At 64.6% G+C, this 19,558-nt stretch carries 16 protein-coding genes; 4 read left to right on the forward strand and 12 right to left on the reverse strand.

Features of this window, described 5'->3' with window-relative positions; translation table 11 throughout:
- Position 1: 1 nt before the first annotated feature.
- Together ORI27_RS06360 and ORI27_RS06365 are read left to right on the forward strand one after the other, a co-directional pair.
- On the forward strand, positions 2-1,018 hold the full coding sequence (locus tag ORI27_RS06360; RefSeq protein ID WP_265995950.1) for an LLM class flavin-dependent oxidoreductase: 1,017 nt from the start codon (positions 2-4) through the stop codon (positions 1,016-1,018).
- A complete protein-coding gene (locus ORI27_RS06365; protein ID WP_265995949.1) occupies positions 1,015-2,346 on the forward strand; it encodes a protoporphyrinogen/coproporphyrinogen oxidase in 1,332 nt (443 codons plus the stop codon). The genes ORI27_RS06360 and ORI27_RS06365 overlap by 4 nt, the downstream gene beginning before the upstream one ends.
- Here the strand turns inward: ORI27_RS06365 and ORI27_RS06370 are convergent.
- From ORI27_RS06370 to ORI27_RS06425, 12 genes are all read right to left on the reverse strand, one after another.
- On the reverse strand, positions 2,343-3,791 hold the full coding sequence (locus ORI27_RS06370; RefSeq protein WP_265995948.1) for an MCE family protein: 1,449 nt from the start codon (positions 3,789-3,791) through the stop codon (positions 2,343-2,345). The two genes, ORI27_RS06365 and ORI27_RS06370, sit on opposite strands and share 4 nt — an antisense overlap.
- Positions 3,792-4,931 (reverse strand): MCE family protein, encoded by a 1,140-nt coding sequence (locus ORI27_RS06375; RefSeq protein WP_323055568.1) that lies wholly within the window; start codon positions 4,929-4,931, stop codon positions 3,792-3,794. It lies immediately after the preceding gene.
- The gene (locus ORI27_RS06380; RefSeq protein ID WP_265995947.1) at positions 4,928-6,241 is read right to left on the reverse strand and encodes an MCE family protein; all 1,314 of its coding nucleotides are present in this window, start codon (positions 6,239-6,241) and stop codon (positions 4,928-4,930) included. Before ORI27_RS06380 ends, ORI27_RS06375 begins: the two co-directional genes overlap by 4 nt.
- Positions 6,238-7,503, reverse strand: coding sequence for an MCE family protein (locus ORI27_RS06385; protein WP_265995946.1), 1,266 nt, complete (start codon positions 7,501-7,503; stop codon positions 6,238-6,240). Before ORI27_RS06385 ends, ORI27_RS06380 begins: the two co-directional genes overlap by 4 nt.
- A complete protein-coding gene (locus ORI27_RS06390; protein ID WP_265995945.1) occupies positions 7,500-8,528 on the reverse strand; it encodes an MCE family protein in 1,029 nt (342 codons plus the stop codon). The genes ORI27_RS06385 and ORI27_RS06390 overlap by 4 nt, the downstream gene beginning before the upstream one ends.
- 38 nt (positions 8,529-8,566) lie before the next feature.
- A complete protein-coding gene (locus ORI27_RS06395) occupies positions 8,567-9,880 on the reverse strand; it encodes an MCE family protein (RefSeq protein ID WP_265995944.1) in 1,314 nt (437 codons plus the stop codon).
- A gap of 23 nt (positions 9,881-9,903) precedes the next feature.
- On the reverse strand, positions 9,904-10,758 hold the full coding sequence (locus ORI27_RS06400) for an ABC transporter permease (protein WP_265995943.1): 855 nt from the start codon (positions 10,756-10,758) through the stop codon (positions 9,904-9,906).
- Positions 10,755-11,564 carry an MlaE family ABC transporter permease gene (locus tag ORI27_RS06405; RefSeq protein WP_407666239.1) on the reverse strand — a complete coding sequence of 270 codons (810 nt, stop codon included), beginning with the start codon at positions 11,562-11,564 and terminating at the stop codon, positions 10,755-10,757. Before ORI27_RS06405 ends, ORI27_RS06400 begins: the two co-directional genes overlap by 4 nt.
- Before the next feature lie 417 nt (positions 11,565-11,981).
- A complete protein-coding gene (locus tag ORI27_RS06410; RefSeq protein ID WP_265995942.1) occupies positions 11,982-12,635 on the reverse strand; it encodes a TetR family transcriptional regulator in 654 nt (217 codons plus the stop codon).
- Positions 12,636-12,734: 99 nt separating this feature from the next.
- Positions 12,735-14,330, reverse strand: coding sequence for an aldehyde dehydrogenase family protein (locus ORI27_RS06415; protein ID WP_265995941.1), 1,596 nt, complete (start codon positions 14,328-14,330; stop codon positions 12,735-12,737).
- Positions 14,331-14,382: 52 nt separating this feature from the next.
- Positions 14,383-15,849, reverse strand: coding sequence for an aldehyde dehydrogenase (locus tag ORI27_RS06420; protein ID WP_265995940.1), 1,467 nt, complete (start codon positions 15,847-15,849; stop codon positions 14,383-14,385).
- The gene (locus tag ORI27_RS06425; protein WP_265995939.1) at positions 15,846-18,245 is read right to left on the reverse strand and encodes a CaiB/BaiF CoA-transferase family protein; all 2,400 of its coding nucleotides are present in this window, start codon (positions 18,243-18,245) and stop codon (positions 15,846-15,848) included. Before ORI27_RS06425 ends, ORI27_RS06420 begins: the two co-directional genes overlap by 4 nt.
- A 124-nt stretch (positions 18,246-18,369) precedes the next feature.
- Here ORI27_RS06425 and ORI27_RS06430 point away from each other — a divergent pair, with 124 nt between their 5' ends.
- Complete coding sequence (locus tag ORI27_RS06430; protein WP_265995938.1) at positions 18,370-18,570, forward strand: ferredoxin; 201 nt, start codon at positions 18,370-18,372, stop codon at positions 18,568-18,570.
- Positions 18,571-18,654: 84 nt separating this feature from the next.
- Positions 18,655-19,521, forward strand: a complete 867-nt coding sequence (locus ORI27_RS06435; protein ID WP_265995937.1) for an SDR family NAD(P)-dependent oxidoreductase — start codon at positions 18,655-18,657, stop codon at positions 19,519-19,521.
- Positions 19,522-19,558: the final 37 nt, after the last annotated feature.

The following is a 19,558-nucleotide window of genomic DNA, read 5'->3' on the forward strand; positions in this document are numbered from 1 at the left end:
CATGAAACTCGGAATCACCATGCCGAGCCGGACCGCCCCCCTCGAGCGGATACCGGACTACGCGAAGATGGCCGACGACGCCGGCTTCGAATCCATCTGGACTTACGAGCTCTACCGCAACCCGTTTCTGATGCTCGCCACCTCGGCCATGGTCACCGAACGCGCCGAATTGTGCACCGGCTTGGCCACGGCCTTCACCCGCTCCCCGTTCGAAGCGGCCAACGCCGCGGCCGATGTCGACGAACTATCCGGCGGCCGAATGAAATTGGGCCTCGGTACTGGTGTCCCCGAGTTCTTGGGCGCTTTCCATTCCACTGACTTCAAGACGCCGATCGGTCGCCTCAGCGAGTACGTCGAAGTGCTTCGCAGGTCCTGGGACTACCTGGGAGGGGAGCCGGCCAGCAACTTCGAAGGCAAGCACTACCAGTTCGCGGCGCCGCCGATCAACCCTTGGGGCCTGCGTGAACCGCCGACCCGGCAGATACCGATCCTGGTCGCCGGGATGCGGCCGAACCTGCTGAAGTTGGTCGGTGCCAAGGCTGATGGCTGGGTGGGCTACCTGTACACACCGAAGTTCTTCGAGCAGGTCGTCCTGCCGAACGTCACCGAGGGTGCCCGTTCGGCCGGGCGGGACGCGGACAATCTCGATCTGTCCTGCGAGATCATCTGCTGTGTCCACCCCGATCGCGAGATCGCGATGGCTCGGGCGAAGAAGCATGTCGGTTTCTATATCGCGCACCCGGTGTCGGATGTCGTCGCCGAGATCGAGGGCGTGCTCGACCTCGTCAACGAATTGCGGGTGTCGATGATGCAGAAGGGGCCGGCGGCGTTCGAGGACACTCCCGAAGAGCTGGTCGAGCTGTTTTCCATCTCGGGCACGCCCGAGGAGTGCCGGCAGAAACTCGAGCGCTACAAGGACCTTCCACATCTGGCGCTGCACACGTCCTATGTACCGCCGTTCACCGCCGAAGAGTCCGAGGACTGCTACCTCCAGATCATCGACGCGTTCAAGCGGTGACCGATGTCATCGTCGTTGGCGGCGGGCCCTCGGGACTGGCTGCCGCACACCGATTGACCCGGTCCGGACTGGCGGTCCGTCTGCTCGAGTCGAGCGGGCGGATCGGCGGAAAGATGTCGACGACTCGCCGGGATGGATACGTCATCGACGACGGCGCCTTCTTCATCCCGAGTAGCTACCGCACCTTGCGGGCATTGGCAGCCGAGATCGGCATGGCCGACGAGCTGGTTCCGGGACGGTTCGTCCTGAGCACCGCACGTGACGGTGTTGTCCACGATCTCGACGGCACCCGCCTGGTCCGGTCGATCATCGGCACGGGCTTGCTGTCGGTGCGCGGCAAGGCCGAACTCGCCAAATTGCTACCGGAACTGGCACGGGCGCGGGTCGCCACCTACGACCGGATGCCGACGGCGGGTCGCTATGACACTCAGTCACTCAATGATTGGGCGCGTGCCCATCTCAGTGCCGAGCTGCAGGAGTACCTGACCGACGCCACGATGCGGGGCATCTTCGCGACCAGCGGTGACACCGCGTCCCGCGTCGATTTCCTGGCGATCATCACGCTGTTCGCGGGTGCCGGTCTCCTGGGCTTCCGCGACGGGATGGCCTCGTTCCCCGAACGGCTCTCGCGGGGTTTCGAGTGCGTGGCAAACGCCGATGTCCATGAGGTCGAGGAAGGGCCCGATGGGGTAACGGTGTCCTGGACAGATGCCAACAGGCTGGACCACATCGACTCCGCAGCGGGATGTGTCGTCGCGACGCCGGCCGAGGTGACAGCCAAGATCGTTGTCGCGATGAACGATTGGCGTCGCGACTTTCTGATGCGGGTCCGCAATGGCCATGTGATGGTCGTCAACATCGGCTTGGGTGCCCGGCCGCCGCAGGAGACGACCTATATCCAGGTACCTCGCAGTTCGCACCCGTTCCTCACCGGAATCCTGTTCGATCACCACAAGGCGCCTGGCCGTGCACCGGCCAACAAGGGCCTGCTGACCCTCGCCCTGCTGGATTCCTGGAGCGAAGACCATCGCGACGATCACGACGACGAGATCAGTGCCACCGTTCTCGCTGCTGTCGACGACGTGGTCCCCGGCCTTGCCGCACACGCCGAATTCACCCGCGTCACCCGGTGGCGGCAGGAGTTCAACACGGTCGGGTGCTACCGCGACCTCGGCCGCTTCCGCGCATCGTGCCGGTCGGACCACCGGGTCCAGCTCGCCGGTGACTCGCAGTGCATGCAGAACATCGAATACGCCACCACGACGGGCCTGCGGGCCGCTGATCGGTTGCTGGCCACCGGCTTGTTTCCTGCTCCGCGTTCGGGCTAACCCGCGGGTGGGGTCAGCATCGACTGCCAGGTCTGATGCTGCGGTGCATTCTGTCCGAGATTACTTTGGGTGTAGGGCTTTCCGTCAGGACCGATGTAAGTGCCGGTAGCGGGATCATAAGGGACCGCGTTGATCGACTGCGGAGCCGGCTGCGGCGGTACCGGAGCGCTCCCAGTGCGTGGTTGGGGAATGGCCTGGCCCGACAGTGTGGCGTTCGGATCGCCCTTCCAGTTCTCACCGTCGTTCAGCGGAACGTATTGCTCGTCGCTTTCGCACATCTTTGCCGTCGGGGCCCGCTTACCGGGTTTGGTCGGGCACGGGGTGTTCTTCACGCCTCGAACGCCGAACGTGGCATCCTGCGCGGTGCGGCAGTACATCTCGCCTGGTTGGCGCTCGGGGAAGTCGAGTTGGTCGGGGGTTCGCTGCTGCTGGGTCGGCATATACCCGGTAGTGCATGCCGGTGGAATGTTGATGTTGAGGTTGAAGCTCAGAAAGAGCCCCCGCATCGCCTGCTTTGTGTTGTAATTGGGCACCGCGAGGCTGGCCACCTCCGAGACGGTCTGGGGCACCAGCACGAGTAGCTGTTCAACGCTTTCGTTGTAGGTCAGGGCCACGTCGGCAATACCGGACAGGTTGGTCAGAATCGTCGGCAGGGTGGGGTCGAGTCGGTCGAATAGCTGTTGTCCCTGCGCTGCAGCCGGTCCGGCGTTGTCGATGAGATCAGCGACAGCGTGGTTCTGGGTCTTGAGTTGGCCGGTGATGTCGGCGACCTGCGCGGCCCACGCCTCGATTGACCCGGACGTCTCGCTTTGGGTGTCCAATACTGGCTTCGCGCCGTCGATGAGAGTCGTGAGGGAATCCAAGTTCTGGCGGGCGTCGATGGCCAGTGCTGTCGAACCCTTGACGATTCGGGACAGCTCGGGTCCCAAACCACCGACAGCTGTGTAACTTTCATCGATCACCGTGGTCAGCGAGTCGCCGGGAATTGCTTCCAGCCCGGAGTTCGCCGAGTCGAGCAGGCTGTTGATATCCGGTGGAACCGAGGTGTCCGCCATCGGGATCACATCGCCGTCCTTGAGCGGTGCACCTTTGTCGCTGCGCGGTATCAGGGCGACATACTGCTCGCCGACCGCCGAGACGCTGTGCACCTCGGCCTTGACGTCGGATGGGATATCGACACCGGAATTGAGGGACAGCGTGGCCGCGACACCGTCAGGCGTGATCTTCACACTGTCGATGCGGCCGACCTCGACGCCGCGATAGGTCACGTTGCCCGTGGCGTACAGGCCCCCGGAGCGGGGCAGATCCACAGTGACGGTGTAGCGGCCGACGCCAAACAGCATGACCGGCAGTTTGATATAGACGAACACCATGATCAGCGCGGCGATCAGGCTCACGATGCTGAAGATCGCCAATTGGATCTTGATGCCTCTGGAAAGGTGCATCTACGGTCCCTGGTCGAGGTGGTAGGGCGCTACCAGCGGATTGCCGGCGGTGTAGGGGCTGGGCATCTGTCCGATCGTGCGACCCCACTGCATCTCGAGCTCGGTGAGATCGCCCTCCCATCGGGTGCCGGTGAAGATCGATGAGTCGATTCGGCTCAGCGTCAAATCGACGATCGCGGTCAGATTGGCGTAGTCGCCGCGGAACCAATTGAGCAGATTTTCCTTGGGCCACGGGAACGTTGCCAATTGGCCCAGTGACCGGGTCATATCTGGGCCGGCATCGGCAAGGGACTTCAGCACCGGCGCGATGTTCCGCAGGTTGGCCACCAGGCTGTCGCGGGACTGGTGCGTGACATCGGCGGCCACGGCGCTGAACTTTCCGAACTTGTCGATAGCCTCGATGAGTGTGTCGCGCTGCCTGTTCAGTTCGGCGAGAGCATCCGGGATGGTGTGTAAGGCATTGTCCAGTACCGGTTTCTGTGCGGCGATCTGCCCGACCAGCTTGTTGAGGCTGGTATTCGCCGCGATGATGTCGGTGGTCTGGTCCCGCAGTTTGCCCACGAAAATGTCGAGCTGGGTGATGAAACTGCGGAGTTCGTCAGCTCGCCCGGTGAACGCCGTCGCGAAGGCCTTGGTGATGTCCTGCAGCTGCCCGATCCCGCCGCCGTTCAACAACAGTGACAACGAGCCGAGGGTTTGTTCAGTGGTGGGGTAGCTACCGGCTGAGGACAGCGGAATCAACGATCCGTCGTGCAGGTGCCCGCGTGGTGGTTGGTTCGTCGGGGCGGCCAACTCGACGTGGAGCGTGCCGAGCAGGCTCGTCATGCCGACCTTGGCGGTGGCGTTCGCCGGCAGATCGACATCGCCGTCGAGACGCATCGTCACCAGTGCATGCCAACCCTGACGTTCGATCTTGGTGATGTGCCCTACGGTCACATCACCGACGCGAACACGTTGATTACGTTCGATATTGGTCACATCCGGCATCTGGGCGCGTACCTCGAACGAGCCTGGGCCGTTGCCTGCGGTGCCCGGCAGCGGCAGGGAGTTCGCTCCCTCCCACTCGGAGCATCCTGACAGGGTTGCGGCCGACAGGGAGATCACGAGAGCCGCGACGATCGTGGTGCCGGGGCGCCTCACGATCCACCCCCGGGTGGAGTCATCATGCCGCTCAACCCGGCATCCGGGTTCGTCGGAACGGCTTCTGCCGGCAAGGGAGCTGGAGCGTCCGCAGGTGGTGGGTTGGTCCCGGGTGCTGGGCTGTCTGGCGGCGGCATCGGCCGATAGTCGGGGCGCAGCCAATCTTCGCTGTAGGTCAACTCGTTGGGGCGTGCGGTCGCACCAACAAACGGATTGAGCCCGAACGGCAGGAAGTTGAACTGGCGGTTTTTCATGATCGGTGCGAGATATTGCACACAGAGTTTGGCCGATTGCTCGGCACCGAGCCGAGAGGCCGCCTGCACCGCACTGCACAGGAACGACACCGGATTGGCGAAGTTGTTTAAGGCGAGAATGCCGGTGAGCGCGTTCTGTGCGGGCTGGTAGATGTTGGAGAGGTTCTGCACCGTTGTTGGCCCGATGTGCAGGAACTGCTGGATCTCGTCCCGACTTTCGCCGAGTGCTCCAGCCAGGACCGCCAGCTCGTCCGAGGTTGTCCCGATCGCATCGGTGTTCTCGGTGAGAAACGCTCTGACGTCCGTCACAGCGGTGTTGAGGTCGCCGACAGCACTACCGATTTCATTGGGGGAGTTGGCGACAAGACCGCTGACCGCCGCGAGATTGCCGTTGAGCTGTCGCATCACATCGGTGCTGGCTTGCAGCGCGGTGACGAGAGTCGACAAGCTCTTGATGGTCCCGAAGATGTCCTTGCTGTGGTCGCCGAGCGCCGAGAACGCCTCGGACATCTTGATGATGGCCTGCCGGATGTCGGCACCCTGGCCCCGCAGGTTGTCCGCGGTGGTGTCGAGGAAGGAGCCCAGCGGGCTCACCCCACCCGGCTCGCTGGGCTGCAATGTCTGCGTCAGCTTTTCGAGCTGTTCGCGCAGATCGTCCCATTCGACCGGCACGAGCGTCCGGTTCAGCGGAATCACCGCCCCCGGCTTGATCACGGGACCGCTGGTGTAGGCGGGCGTGAGCTGAATCGCCCGCGCCGTCACCAGGGACGGCGCCAAGATCGCCGCCTGGACATCAGCAGGAACCTTGTACTTCTTGTCGACCCAGAACACCACCTTGACGGCCTGCGGCTGCGCTTCGATGGAATCGATCTTGCCGACCGGGACGCCGAGGATCCGAATCTCGTCACCGGGGAAGACACCGTTGCTGTTGTCGAAATATGCAGTCAGGTGAACGCGATTCGCCTCGAAAGTAGACCTGAGCAGGAGTCCGGCACCAGCAATCAACGTCAGGACCAGCGCGACGGAGACGATGAGTTTGAGTCTGCGTCTGTTCATGGCTGCCCTGGCTCGACGAGTACCGGTGTCGGCGTCGGTGGCGGGCCGACGACAGCGGGCGGGCCCGGTGGTGGTCCACCCGGCGGCGGAGCGGGCAGCGGTGGACGATACGGGTAGCGCGGGTCACCTGGATTACCGGTGATGGCTTCCGGAAGTGACAAGTGCGGTTCGCCGCCCTGACCGGTGCGTGGGAACGGCATCGGCAGGGGTGGCGTTCCCGGCTGGCCCACCTGAGGATCAGCCAGCTGCGACGGCAGCAGCACATTGGGGTCGACGCCGAGATCGGAGAATGCGGCGTCGATGAATGGCTGAACAAACTGTCCGGGAAGCAGATTAGCGAGATAGGCCTTGAAGAACGGCCCGGACGAGAGTGTCTCCCCGAATGACATCGCGTACGAATTCAGCATCTTCAACGACTGCTGAATGTTGTCTTTGTACTTGTTCACCAAGGCCAGGACGCCGTTGAGCTTGTCGAGCGCGGGCTTCAGTTTGCCCCGATTGTCGGCGACGAATCCGGACAGTTGTTTGGAGACCGCCGACAAGTGCCCCGCGATGGCGTCGAGCGACCCACTCTGGGTCTGCAAGGTGGCCAGCAGGACGTTGGTGTCGTTGATCAGGCTCGCGACGTCGGAACTCCGTTGTGCCAGAACTGCGGTTGCCTTGCTGGCGTTGGTGAGGAGACTGCGCAACTCCTGATCCCGCTTGCCAAGGGTGTCGGAGAACCGCGCTACACCCGCCACTGCGACCTGGAGATCCGCTGGGGTGTCTTTGAAGGTTTCCGCCAGGGTGGTCAACGAGTCGGACAGCTGGTTGGTGTCCAATCCGCTGATCGCGGTGGCCACGTCACCGAGCGCATCAGGAAGCTGGTAGGGCGGTGTGGTGCGATCCGCCGGGATAGGTCCGGACAGCCTGCCATCACCGCGCGGGGTGACCTCGAGGATCTTGGAGCCCAGCAGCGTGCGGGTCTTGATGGCGGCCTCGGTACGGTCGCCCAGCGGCATGTCCTTGTCCACCTCGAAGGTGACCAGGACTCGGTTGCCGTCGAGTTCCAGATCGGTGACCTGACCGATTTTGAATCCGGATATCTGTACCGGGGCGTCGACCGCCAGACCGCCTGTTTCAGTGAAGTACGCAGAATAGGTCTGTCCGTTGTTGAAAAAGGGCAGGCGCTTGTATTGCAGAGCTCCGACCATGACGACGGCGAAGATGGTGACGCCGATAGCCCCGACAATCAGAGGATTGCGTTCCGAGAACGACTTCACTTGGGCGTGCACCTCCCGCTGTCCTGGCCGGCGAGCTTGACGTAAACCGGTTGCCCACCTTTACCGTTCAGCTTGAGGAACAAATCGCACAGGTAGAAGCTGAAGAAGTCGCCATACACGCCCTGCCTGGCCAGTGCGCGGTAGGCGTCGGGCAACGTATCCAGGAGATGGTCGAGGAAATCGTAGTCACCCATCGCCAGGCCCGAGACCCGGTCGGTCTGTTCGACGGTGTCCCGCAACGGGGGACGGGCCGCTGACATCAGGTCGGCGATCGACCCGGTCGCGGCATCGGTGTAGGCGACCGCGTTGGTGAGATCGTCGCGTCGGGCGGATAGGCCCTTCACGAGTTCAGACGTGGCCGCTATGGCTTTGTCGAATTGGCCGTTCTGCTCGGCAAGTGAACCGAGTACGACATTCAGATTGTGAATGACTTGTCCGATGAGGTCGTCGCGGTCGGCCAGTGTGCTGGTGAACTGCGCGGTTTGGCTGAGGAACGAACTGATGGTGCCGCCTTGTCCCTGCAGTGCCTGGATCAGTTGTCCGGTGAGGGCATTGACCTGCTGTGGATCCAGAGCGCGGAACAACGGCCGGAACCCACCGATGAGCGCGTCGAGGTCGACCGAAGGGGCGGTCTGACTCACCGGAATGGTCTGACCCGGCATGAGCCGTTTGGTGTCGCCTGCGCCCTCTTGGAGTTCGAGGTAGCGATCGCCCAGCGGGTTGTCCCAGCGGATGACCGCGCGTGAGCCGTGCGTCAGGACCACCGTCCGGTCGGTGGTGAATGCGACCGTGACAATGGTATCGGGGCGGATCGAGATATCGCTCACCTTGCCGACTTCCACACCGGCGATCCGGACGAAGGCTCCGGACTTCAGGCCGGTGATATCGCTGAACTCGGCCCGATAGGTGTCCTGATCCTGGAAACGCAGCTGAGCAAAGATCGCGAAGATCGCGAAAATGCCCATGACGCAGACCATCACGAAGATGGCCAGTCGCCACACGGCGCCTGCCAGGTTGTCTCGCACCTGCGTCTCCTTGGTATCAGCTGTCGCGACGGGTCGGATCAGGGTCCGGGGGGATACGCGGGTCCTGGCGGATACAGCGGAGTGCCGTCGGGGCCGTAGAGAGGGGCGCCATAGGGCGGTGCGCCGGGATAGGGGACCGGGCCGATCGCCGGGACGCCGTCCCCGTGCGGGCGTGGCGGTTCCGGCACGCCCTTGGTGACCGGGAACCAGTTGTACAGCCATGGGTTGCCGGTGCCCGGGTTCGGGCGCCAGTCCAGGCCGGTGCCCCAACCGGTGTTCGTAATCAGTTGGCGTACGGGGAAGTTCTTGCTCGGGTCCGGGAGGGATCCGCACGAAGGCTTGCCGCCGGGTCCGCCCTTGGCGGCGACGATGGGCAGGTTCTCCGGATACTTGTACGGATCTTCAGCCGGCATCAGGGCGGCATCGAGGATCACCGACTTGCCATTGCCGCCCATCGCCTCGAGGCCGCCGTTGTTGAGGAACCACACCGAGCCCTGCAGGGTGCAGGTGAAGGTCGGATCGTATTTGTGCAGCAGGTCGGTTGTCGGGACCAGAGTGTTCATCAGGTGCACCAGGTCATTGCCGTTGCGGCCGAGCACATTTGCACCGCTCTGCGAGAAGCCGATGCTGTTGAGCAGTGCGGTGTTCAGTTGTGCGGCATGGTCGGTGATCGTGGTGCTGGTGACGCTGGCCGAGTCCAGGATCTTCATGATGTCTGAAGCGGCGGCGGCATAGGCGTCGGAGAACCCTTTGAATGCACGCCAGTCCTCGGCGACGGTGTCCATCCGCGGGTTGATAGCGAGCAGGACCTGGTTGGCATCGACAGTGGCCTGGCCGATCCGCTCACCCTGTCCCCGTACGCCGTCGGCGATGGCGGTCAGCGTGGCGTTGAGTTTCATCGGGTCCAGCTTCGTGATGAACGTACTCAGGTTCTCGAAGACGGTATTTACCTCGGTGCTGATATTCCGGGACTTCAACACGGTTCCAGCCGAAAGCCGTTGCGGACTAGGGTCATCCGGATATATCAAGTCGACGTACTTGGCGCCGAACGCGGTGGTGGCCTTGATCTGTGCTCCGACGTTCTCCGGAATGTCTGCTACTGCATCCGGATAGATGTTCAGTCGCACGGTGACATTGCGGCCGGTTCCCGTCACCGAGGCGATGCGGCCGACCTGTACGCCGCGCATCTTGACCTTGCCGCCCGATTCCAGGATCAGACCCGACCGATCCGAGGTCAAGGTCACCGGGACGAAGGAGCGGAATGTGCCGGTGAACAAGGTGATGGTCATCAGAACCAGAAAGACGACCAGCGCCAGCAGGATGGCTGTCCACCAGGCCGGCTTGATGCGCATGTTCCTACGGTCGTCGAACATCGTTATCCGGACAGGTCGAAGTTGCCGGACTGTCCGTACACCGACAGCGTGAGGATGACCGAGACAAAGGCGGCGGCAATCAGTGACGTGCGCACCGCGCGGCCAACCGCCTCGCCGACCCCGGCGGGCCCGCCGGTGGCGGTATACCCGTAGTACGTGTGCACCAGCATCACGACGACCCCGATCATCACCGCCTGGAAGAACGACCAGATCAGATCGGTGGAGTGCAGGAACGTATTGAAGTAGTGGTCGTAGACGCCGGTGGACTGGCCGTAGCCGAAGGTGGTCCCCATTCTCGCGGCGAAGAAGGAGGCGAGGACCGCGATGCAGTACAGCGGCATGACGACGATGATCCCGGCCACCACGCGGGTGGAGGCCAGGTAGGCGATCGAGCGAATGCCCATGACTTCGAGAGCGTCGATCTCCTCGCTGATGCGCATCGCGCCGAGCTGGGCCGTTGCCCCGGCTCCGATCGTCGCGGCCAGGCCGATCCCGGCGACTACCGGCGCGATGATCCGGACGTTGGCGTAGGCCGAGATGAAACCGGTGAGCGCCTCCACCCCGATGCCGGCCAGTGAGTTGTATCCCTGGACGGCGATGATCGCTCCCGCCGACAACGTGAGGAATCCGATGATCACCACGGTTCCACCGATGACGGCCAGCGCGCCCGTTCCCAAGCTCATCTGTGCGATGAGCCGGACGATCTCAAGTTTGTAGTGTACGAATGCGTTTCGGATCTCGGAGATGGTCCTGGTGTAGAACGCCATCTGGAGTCCGACGGAATCCCAGCCCTTCCCGAACCCCTTGGCAGCACGGCTGAGCCGGCCGAATCGCTTGCTTGGTCTGGCCGTTGTCATTGGGCAGCCTCAACGCCGATGGCGGTCGCGATGACGTTGATGAAGAACAGCGCCATGAACGAGAGCACCACTGTCTCATTGACCGCGTTGCCGACGCCCGCGGGACCGCCGCCGACCGAGATGCCCTTGTAACAGGCGATCAAACTCGCTGCCAGCCCGAATATCGCTGCCTTGCACAGGGCGACGATCACCTCGACGGGTCCGGTCAGGATGGTCATCCCGGCGGCGAACGCTCCCGGTGTGACGTGCTGGACGAAGACCGAGAAGAGGAAGCCACCGCCCAGGCCGATGACCGACACGATCGAGTTCAGCAACAGGGCGACCACGGTCGCGGCCAGTACCCGCGGCACGACGAGGGACTGGATCGGGTTGATACCGAGCACCCGCAGGGCGTCGAGTTCCTCGCGAATCGTTCGGGCCCCCAGGTCCGCACACATTGCGGTGGCACCGGCGCCGGCCACCACGAGCACGGTGACGACCGGTCCGATCTGGGTGATGGCCCCCAGCGCGGTACCGGTGCCCGAGTAGTCGGCGGCCCCGAACTCGATCAGGAGGATGTTCAGGACGAACACCGTCAGGACGGTGAACGGTACCGACAGCATGATCGTCGGCACGATCGACACACGTGCCACGAACCAGCTCTGCAACAGGAACTCACGCCACGCGAACGGGGGCTTGAACATCAACACGAATGTGTCGAGGCACATGGCGACGAAGCCGCCCACCGCTGCCGCCGGCTTCAATGCCGACGACACGGCGCCACGGGTCAGGCTTCGCTGAGGCGTTGCCGGAGCAACTTGCCCCATCTTTACCTCCGATCGTGGAGTGGCCTTCGACTTCCCAGCAGTGTGATGCAGGTCTCTATTACATGCAACAAAGAACGTACATTATAATTTGTCCATTCCGCAATGCCCCAAGAGCGCGGCTCCCACTCACCGACCGAAAAGGCCGAGAGCAGGCAAGCAGCTATTTAGAGCTATAGCGTCTCATAAAGATACCTCAAGTTGTATCCGGTGCAAAGCAGCTTTTAACCCCGTCCGTCCACGCCACCGGCGAGGCCGTGCGGAGCTGCGCGGGACAAAGTTTAATCTATTTTTGAGTAAAATATCGAGGGGTTCGGAACCTGAAGGTGGACGGTCGTCCGGTCGTACTCGTCGGGATGTGCGTCTCACAGCTACCGGGATTTCGTGGGCGCGGTATTGGCTGTGGCTGCTGCCCAGGTGTCAGGCGGATGTCTCCTCGGCGTCATGCCGGTAGGAGTCGTTGACGGCCACACCGTAGAGGAAACTCCGGATGCGCTCGGCGAAGAGCTCCTTCACCGTCAGATCGTTGGCGCTGATCGCCTGGGCGAGGCTGGGGTACCTGTCCGGATCGAATGGCGGGAACAGCGCGGTCCGGCCCCGTGGCATGCGGACCGCCTCGGTGAGGACGGCACCGACACACAGAGTCTCCATACCGTCCAGAATCTGCGCATGCAGATGCACCGGGACGCCGGAGTCGTTGAGGAATCGCGCGGCGTCTTCGAAGCTGCCGATCAGCGTCTCGCGGGGCAGATGCTCGATCAGAACCGATGCCGCGTTGCGGTGCCGGAGAACTGATTGCCGGAAATTCAGTGCCAGGCTGACGAAGTACTCGGGCCAGTCCGGGCCGGGCGGGCGCCGCGGTTTGATGACCGACTTGCCGGCGATATGGCGGGCGACCGCGGTCAGGATCTCGTTCTTGTCGGCGAAATGGTGGTAGAGCGACGGTGCCCGTACACCGAGGTGCGCGGCGAGTCGGGGCAGGCTGAAGGCGTTGAGCCCCTCGGAATCGATGATCTCGATCGATGCCTCGACGGCGGCCGTGCGGCTGATCAGAGGCTTGGACGGCCGTGCCATCTCAGCGAGCCCTGAGCCCGCGAGGTGCCCGCCCAGCTGCTCTTCGCATGGGCGTCACTATACCGAGAGCGGCGGTAATCGACGCTCGTACATCCCGTCTCACGGCGGTGTGATCTGTGCCGTTGCGCGTCGCCCCGGGCCCGAGAGCCCCAGTCGGCGTCGCCAGTCATGAGCCCCCAGGAGTCGCACCGCGCGACCGATCAGCCTCGAACGCGCCGGGACCACGGGATACCACAGCGGCTCGGATTTCAGTGCGTACCGTTCGGCGACGACCGATTGTTGACGGCAATATTTCAGCACTCCTTGCGGCCCACCGAAGCGGGTGCCGATCCCGGAGTTCTTCCAGCCCCCCATGGGGATCGGGAACTGGAAGGTGGCGACCAGCGCATTGTTGATCGACACCGATCCCGCCTCGATCCGCCGCGAAAGGCGGTCGGCCTTGTCCGGATCGCGGGTCCACAGGCTCGAGCTCAGCCCATAATCCGAGTCGTTGGCCAATGCGATCGCCTCGTCGGCATTGGCTACCCGCATGATCGCCAGTGTCGGCCCGAAGGTCTCTTCGCGCATACAGCGCATGCCGTGGTCGACGTCGACCAGGACGGTGGGCTCGAAGCTGTTGCCTTGTCCCCGTTTACCTCCCACCAGGACCGTGGCGCCCTTCTCGACGGCGTCCTGGACGTGTGCGGCCACGATGTCGACCTGAGACGCGGTCACCATGGTGCCGATATCGCATGCGAAGCTGCCCGGCGCGTCGACGCCTTGGCGTAGCGCCCGCACCTTGTCGGTGACCAGTGAGACGAACTCGTCGTACACCGGCGCCTCGACATAAACCCGCTCGACGCCGACACATGCCTGGCCCGAATTGGTCATCCCGCCCCACACGGCACCCGCGGCCGCGCGCTGGAGGTCGGCATCGGCGAGCACGATCAACGCGTCCTTGCCACCGAGTTCGAGGCTGCAGGGAATCAGCCGTTCGGCGCAGCGCACGGAGATCGCACGGCCGGTACGTACCGATCCGGTGAACATCACCATGTCGGTGTGATCGACAACGGCGGCACCGGTGGCCCCTGCGCCGGTGGCGGCGGCCAGGACTGGGGGAGCGCCGATGTCCTCACGCCATCCGCGAACGACCTCGGTCCAGGTCAGCGGGGTGACTTCGGAGGGTTTGGACACCACCGCCGCACCGGCGACCAAGGCACCCACCACGTCCATCATCGGGCCGGCCAGTGGGCCGTTCCACGGCGTGATCAGGCCCACGAGCTGATACGGCCGAACCTGGACGCGCAGCCGTCGCATCGCGTTGGCCGCGCCGGCCGGTTTCACGTGCCGATCCGCCAGGAAGCGTTCCGCGTTCTTGGTGAAGTAGTTGATGACGTCGACGGCAACCGAGATCTCGAGTGAGGCATCCGCCCACGACTTACCGGTCTCCTGCTGAACCAGCCGCAGCAGTCGGTCCTCATTGTCGAGCAGCCAATCCAGCCAGCGCAGCAGGTGAGCACTGCGGCCTCGCGGTCCCAGCGCTTCCCATGCCGGCTGCGCGAGACGGAGGTCGGTGCACACGGCGGCGACCTGATCGGCGTCGAGATCGGCGACCGTTCCGATGATCTCGCCGTCGGCGGGGCGCCGCACCGTGATCGTCGAAACATCGGGTGCGTTCGCTGCACCACCTTGCGCGATAGCAGTGGGGCCAGACATCGGTGCTCCCATCGACAGTGATTTATCTAATATCGTAAGTTTTTTCGAGGAGTCAGCGCAATGGCGCCGGGTCAGGCGGAGCCTGGCCCACGCGGTAGATCGACTTGGTGACCTGGTAGGACTCGAGGCCCTCGGGCCCCAGTTCGCGGCCCAGCCCGCTGGCCTTCACCCCGCCGAACGGTGCGCGGATGTCGAGCTGGTAACCATTCACGCCCACCGAGCCGGTGCGGATGGCTCGAGCGAGATCGGTCGCCCGATCGGTGTCCGAAGACCAGACCGTTCCTGCCAAGCCGAATTCGGAGTCGTTGGCGATGCCAATGGCTTCTGCGTCGTCGCGGTAGGCGATGATCACCACGACGGGACCGAAGATCTCCTCTTGGGCAATACGGTCGGCGTTGTCCACATCGGCGAATAGGGTGGGCGCCACGAACCATCCCCGGTCCTGCTCTGCCGGCACGGTGCCGCCGGCCACGAGTCGGGCACCGCTGGCCTTGCCGGCCGCGATGTAGCCGAGCACCCGGTCGCGCTGTTTGGCGCTGACCAACGGCCCGATCTCGGTGCGCTCGTCGACTGGGTCGCCGACCACCAGCCCGCGCACCATTGCGCCGATCGCCTCGACGAATTCGCCATAGCGAGAGCGCGGTACGAGAATCCGCGAACTGAGATGACAGGTCTGCCCGTTGTTGGCGAACGATGCCGACCGCAGGCCGGCGACGGTGGATTCGACGTCGGCGTCGTCCAGGATGACGGCTGCCGATTTGCCGCCCAGCTCCAGGGTGACCGGGCGAATGAGCTCACCGCATGCCGCTCCGATGAGCCGTCCGGCCGCACTGGATCCGGTGAATGCCACCTTGCCGACGCCGGGGTGGGTCACCAGATGGGCGCCGGCGGACGCATCGCCCGGCACAACACTGAGCACTCCCGGTGGCAGGCCGGCCTCGACGGCGGCTTCGGCGAAAACGAGCGAGTCCAGGGCGGTTTCGGGAGCGGCTTTGAGCACGACAGGGCAGCCGGCCGCAAGCGCGGGTGCGAGTTTCATCACCGCCAGGGCTTGCGGATAGTTCCACGGGGTGATGGCCCCCACCACACCGATCGGCTCGCGCCGAACGATGGTGTGTCCGATCAGGGCTGGTCGGGTCTCTTCCGTCTCGCCCTTGGCGACCAGTTTGGCGTAGTAGCCGACCAGCGCGGCGGGGAAAGCGCCGTTGACGTCCCGGGACAGCGAGATCGGCATGCCGTTCTCGCGGCTGACCAAGGTCGCGGTCGCAGATGCGCGGGAGTGCAGGGCCGCCGCGTAGCGTTTGAGTACCTGGGCTCGCTCGCGGGCATCGGCGGCTGACCAGGCTTTCGCCTCCGGCCCGTGCGCTGCGGCGACAGCATCGTCGATGTCGGCCGGGCTCGCGCAGGCGGCGTGGCCGAGCACCTCCTCGGTCGCGGCCTCGACGACCGGGACAGTCGCGGAGGCGCGGCGGAAGTCGCCGCCGATGAACAGCAGTCCGTTGTCACCGTTGGTGGTCATGGCAGTTGGCCTTCGCTTGTCGGGGTGGCGTGCAGGACACCATCGGTAAGGAGTTGTTCGATCGTGTCGTCGCTCAGAGCGAGCAGTCGCCGGCAAACCTCGCGGGTGTGTTCGCCGAGGGTTGGCGCCGGCCGCAGGTCGGCGGGCGGGATGTGGCGGGACAACGATGGGCGAGTCTCGGTGGGTAACGCGAGATCCAATGCCGGATGCACCATCTCCGCATAGAGGCTTCGGTGGCGCACCTGGGGATCGGTGAGCACATCTGCGCCACGATGCATGGGCCCGGCCGGCACGCCGAGTGCCTGGAGGGTGTCGGCGACCTCCGCAGGGGAGCGGGAGCAGGTGTAATCAGCGACGATTCCACGGAGTTCGTCGCGGGAGTCCCAACGTCGGTCTGCGGTCGTGAAGCGCGGATCGTTCATCAACTCGTCGCGTCCGAGTGTCGAGGCGATGGCGTTCCAATCGGCGTCCGGGCTCAACGTGATGACGCACCATTCGTCGTCGCCCCGGCATGGATAGACACCATGCACGGCCAGATCACCGATGACCGGCGTGCCCTCCTGCTGAGCCCATGTCGACGCATAGCCGATGTCGAGCAGGCTCACGGCGGTTTCCGCCTGGGAGATGTGGATGTGCGCACCACGGCCGGCGCGGTCCCGCCTGATGAGGGCCGCCAGTGTGGCGACCGCGGCGAGACGGGCGACCAGGTGGTCGGGGAACACGGTCACCGCGTCATGGAAGGGATGCACACCGTCCTGGGCTCCCCGGCCCTGCCAGAGCTGGGTGATACCGGTGGACGAGCGCACCAGCGGGCCGTACCCCATTCGCCTGCTCCACGGGCCGGTGTCACCGTAGGCGCTGCTCTCAGTCAGCACGATCTGTGGGTTGAACTGCCGAAGCGTGCTGTAGGGCAGGCCAAGTGAGGCCAGTGTTCCCGGCTTGAAATTGGCGAAGACGGCGTCGGCCCGGCTGACCAATTGGCTGAACAGCTCGGCACCGCGCGGGCTGCGCAAGTCGATGCCGAGACTGTGCTGGTTGCGGTGGGTCCAGGCAAATGATTCGCTGATCGACTGGCCGGGCCTGCCCTGCCGTAAACCGTCGGGGTAGGTGGGGCTTTCGACCTTGATCACCTCGGCGCCCAGGTCGCCGAACAGCCGCCCGAGTTCTCCGCCGGCCACAATCACGCCCAGATCGAGAATGGTGAGCCCGCTCAACGGCCGCTCGCCGCCCGGTTCGACCGGCACCGACGGCCGGTCGGCGAGCCATCGGGGCTCGCTCGTGCCGGCCGGTGGCGCCAGCCATCGAATACCGGCACGGCGGCCGTCGATCACGACGCACCCGTCGGGCACCGGCACAGTGACCGCCTCGGCGAGTTCGGCTGTCGTCCACGCCTTGGTAGCGCGAAAGTGCTCTGCATCCAGCACTTCTCGCGGTGATAGGACCCCGGCGATCGGCACTCCACGTTCGCTACCCGAGGCGACCAGCTCAGCCACGCTACGCGGAGCGAACAGCGCCGCGATTGCCGCACCGATCTGATCGAACGCGACCGCGCGCCCGGCGATGGTGTCGTATTGGGGGTCGTGAAAGTGGTCGGGCTCGCCCAGCCAGGCACGCATGGCGCGCCACTGCCGTGGCGCCAGAATGCAGATGCGCACCCACCCGTCACGGCAGGCGAAGATGGGGTAGGAATCCTGTGCCCTGGGCCGATCGCGTCGGGTGTTGTTGATGCCGCGCGCCGCCGCGGCCTGGCCGTGAGAACCGAACGGCGGGTCGAGTGCTTGGAGCACTCCTTCGTAGCGGGAGAAGTCGAGGTAGTCGCCACGGCCGGTCCGCAGGCGCTGGTAGTGGGCGACCAGGACGGCCCACGCGGCTTGTGCGGCAGCAGTCGCTGACGCGATCCCGTCCGGCGGGAGCACGGGCGCGGCGCCGGGCGGTCCGGAGCGGGACAGGACCGAAGACAGCGCATAGAAGACCGCGTCCGACGCGGTCCACGTCGCCCGCGGGCCGGCGGTGCCGAAGTCGGTGATGGACATGGTGACCAGATGGGCGTGCCGATCGGCGAGCCGTGCGCAGGAGGTGCCGAATTCCGCGGCCTGTCCTGGAATTCCGCTGTCGATCACGATATCCGCGCCCGCGGCCAGATCGAGGAACCGGGTTCGGTCGCCGTCGTCGTTCGCGTCGAGCACGACGCTGCGCTTGTTGGCGTTGCGCAGCGCGAAGGACAGGCTCTGGTTGCCGATGCGCGGCGCTTCTCGTCGTGACGGGGAGCCCGTTCGCGGTTCAAGCGCGAGCACGTCGGCGCCGAGGTCGGCCAGGATTCGCGCTGTCTGGGCGGCCGGTCCCACGCTGAGATCCAGAATTCGCAAACCCGCCAGGGGAGCGTCGGGCGTTGACACGCAATCCTTCCCTTCCTCGGTCGCTCCAGACGTCGACCGCGAGGGTCAGGTTACGAAGGTGGTGCACGATGTGCAATAACTAATGGCAATAGATTTAACGCTGCCCGGTGAGAGGGGTTGATTGATGAAGATCCGACTGGTTCGTTCGAAGTGCGCCGGACACGCGCAGTGCTACGCGGTTGCGCCCGATGTCTTTCCGATCGACGACGAAGGTTATTGCATCCTTGAGGAGCGCGTTGTCGGGCCCGATGAGGTCGTCGCCGTGCGTGCGGGCGTCGCGAGCTGCCCCGAGCTGGCTCTGATCATCGACGATGACGACGATTGACGCGATAAACCTATAGGCGTAAGGTTTGACGCCGGGTGTTGCAGGTCACAGGAGCCACGATTCACCCTGAGTGCGAGGAGAAGGATGAGACTCGAAGGCAAAGTCGCCGTCATCACCGGGGCCGGTTCAGGGCTTGGTCGGCACTGTTCGCAACTGTTCACGGCGGAAGGTGCCAAGGTCGCGATCGTCGACATTGATTCTGACCGTGCCGAACAGACTCTCAAGCTGGTGACCGAAGATGGCGGGGACGCCATCGCCATCACCGCCGATGTGTCCGATAAGGCGCAGATCACCGCGGCGATTGATCAGACGGTGGAGCATTACGGCAAGCTCGATATCGCCTGGGCGAACGCCGGGATCGTCTCCCGCGGCGGCGCCGCAGCTCTCGGTCTCGAGGATCCGGTGGCCTTCGAGGACTTGACCGAGGCCGACTGGCAGGACGTCCTGGGCGTCAACCTCAGCGGCGTCATCTACACCGCCCAGGCCGCGGTCCCGCATCTGAAGGCCAACGGTGGCGGGACCATTCTGGCCACCTCGTCGGCAGCCTCGCTGGTCGCCTACCCGAGCATCTCGCTGTACTGTGCCACCAAGGCCGGGGTCAACGGCTTGGTCCGCGGGCTCAGTCTGGATCTGGGGCGCTACGGCATTCGCGTCAACGCGATCGCGCCGACGCATGGGATGTCCCCGAACTTCCTGATGCCACCTGGTTCACCGGTGGTCGGGATGTCCTACGAAGAGTCGGCCGGCCCGTGGAATCCGACCGTGTCGCCGATACCCCTGAAGCTGGCCCGACCCCCATCACTGTCGGATAACGCGAAGGTGGCCTTGTTCCTGGTCTCCGACGACTCGGCGTACATCTCCGGTGCGGTCATCGGCGCCACCGACGGCGGGACCCTGGGCCGCGTCGGCATGTGGTTCCCCGACGACCTCAACCCGCAACCCGTCGCCTGACGGCCCGCCACGGATCCGACGACTGCCGAGGAGACCC

The sequence above is a fragment of the Mycobacterium pinniadriaticum genome (assembly GCF_026242045.1).
Taxonomy (GTDB): domain Bacteria; phylum Actinomycetota; class Actinomycetes; order Mycobacteriales; family Mycobacteriaceae; genus Mycobacterium; species Mycobacterium pinniadriaticum.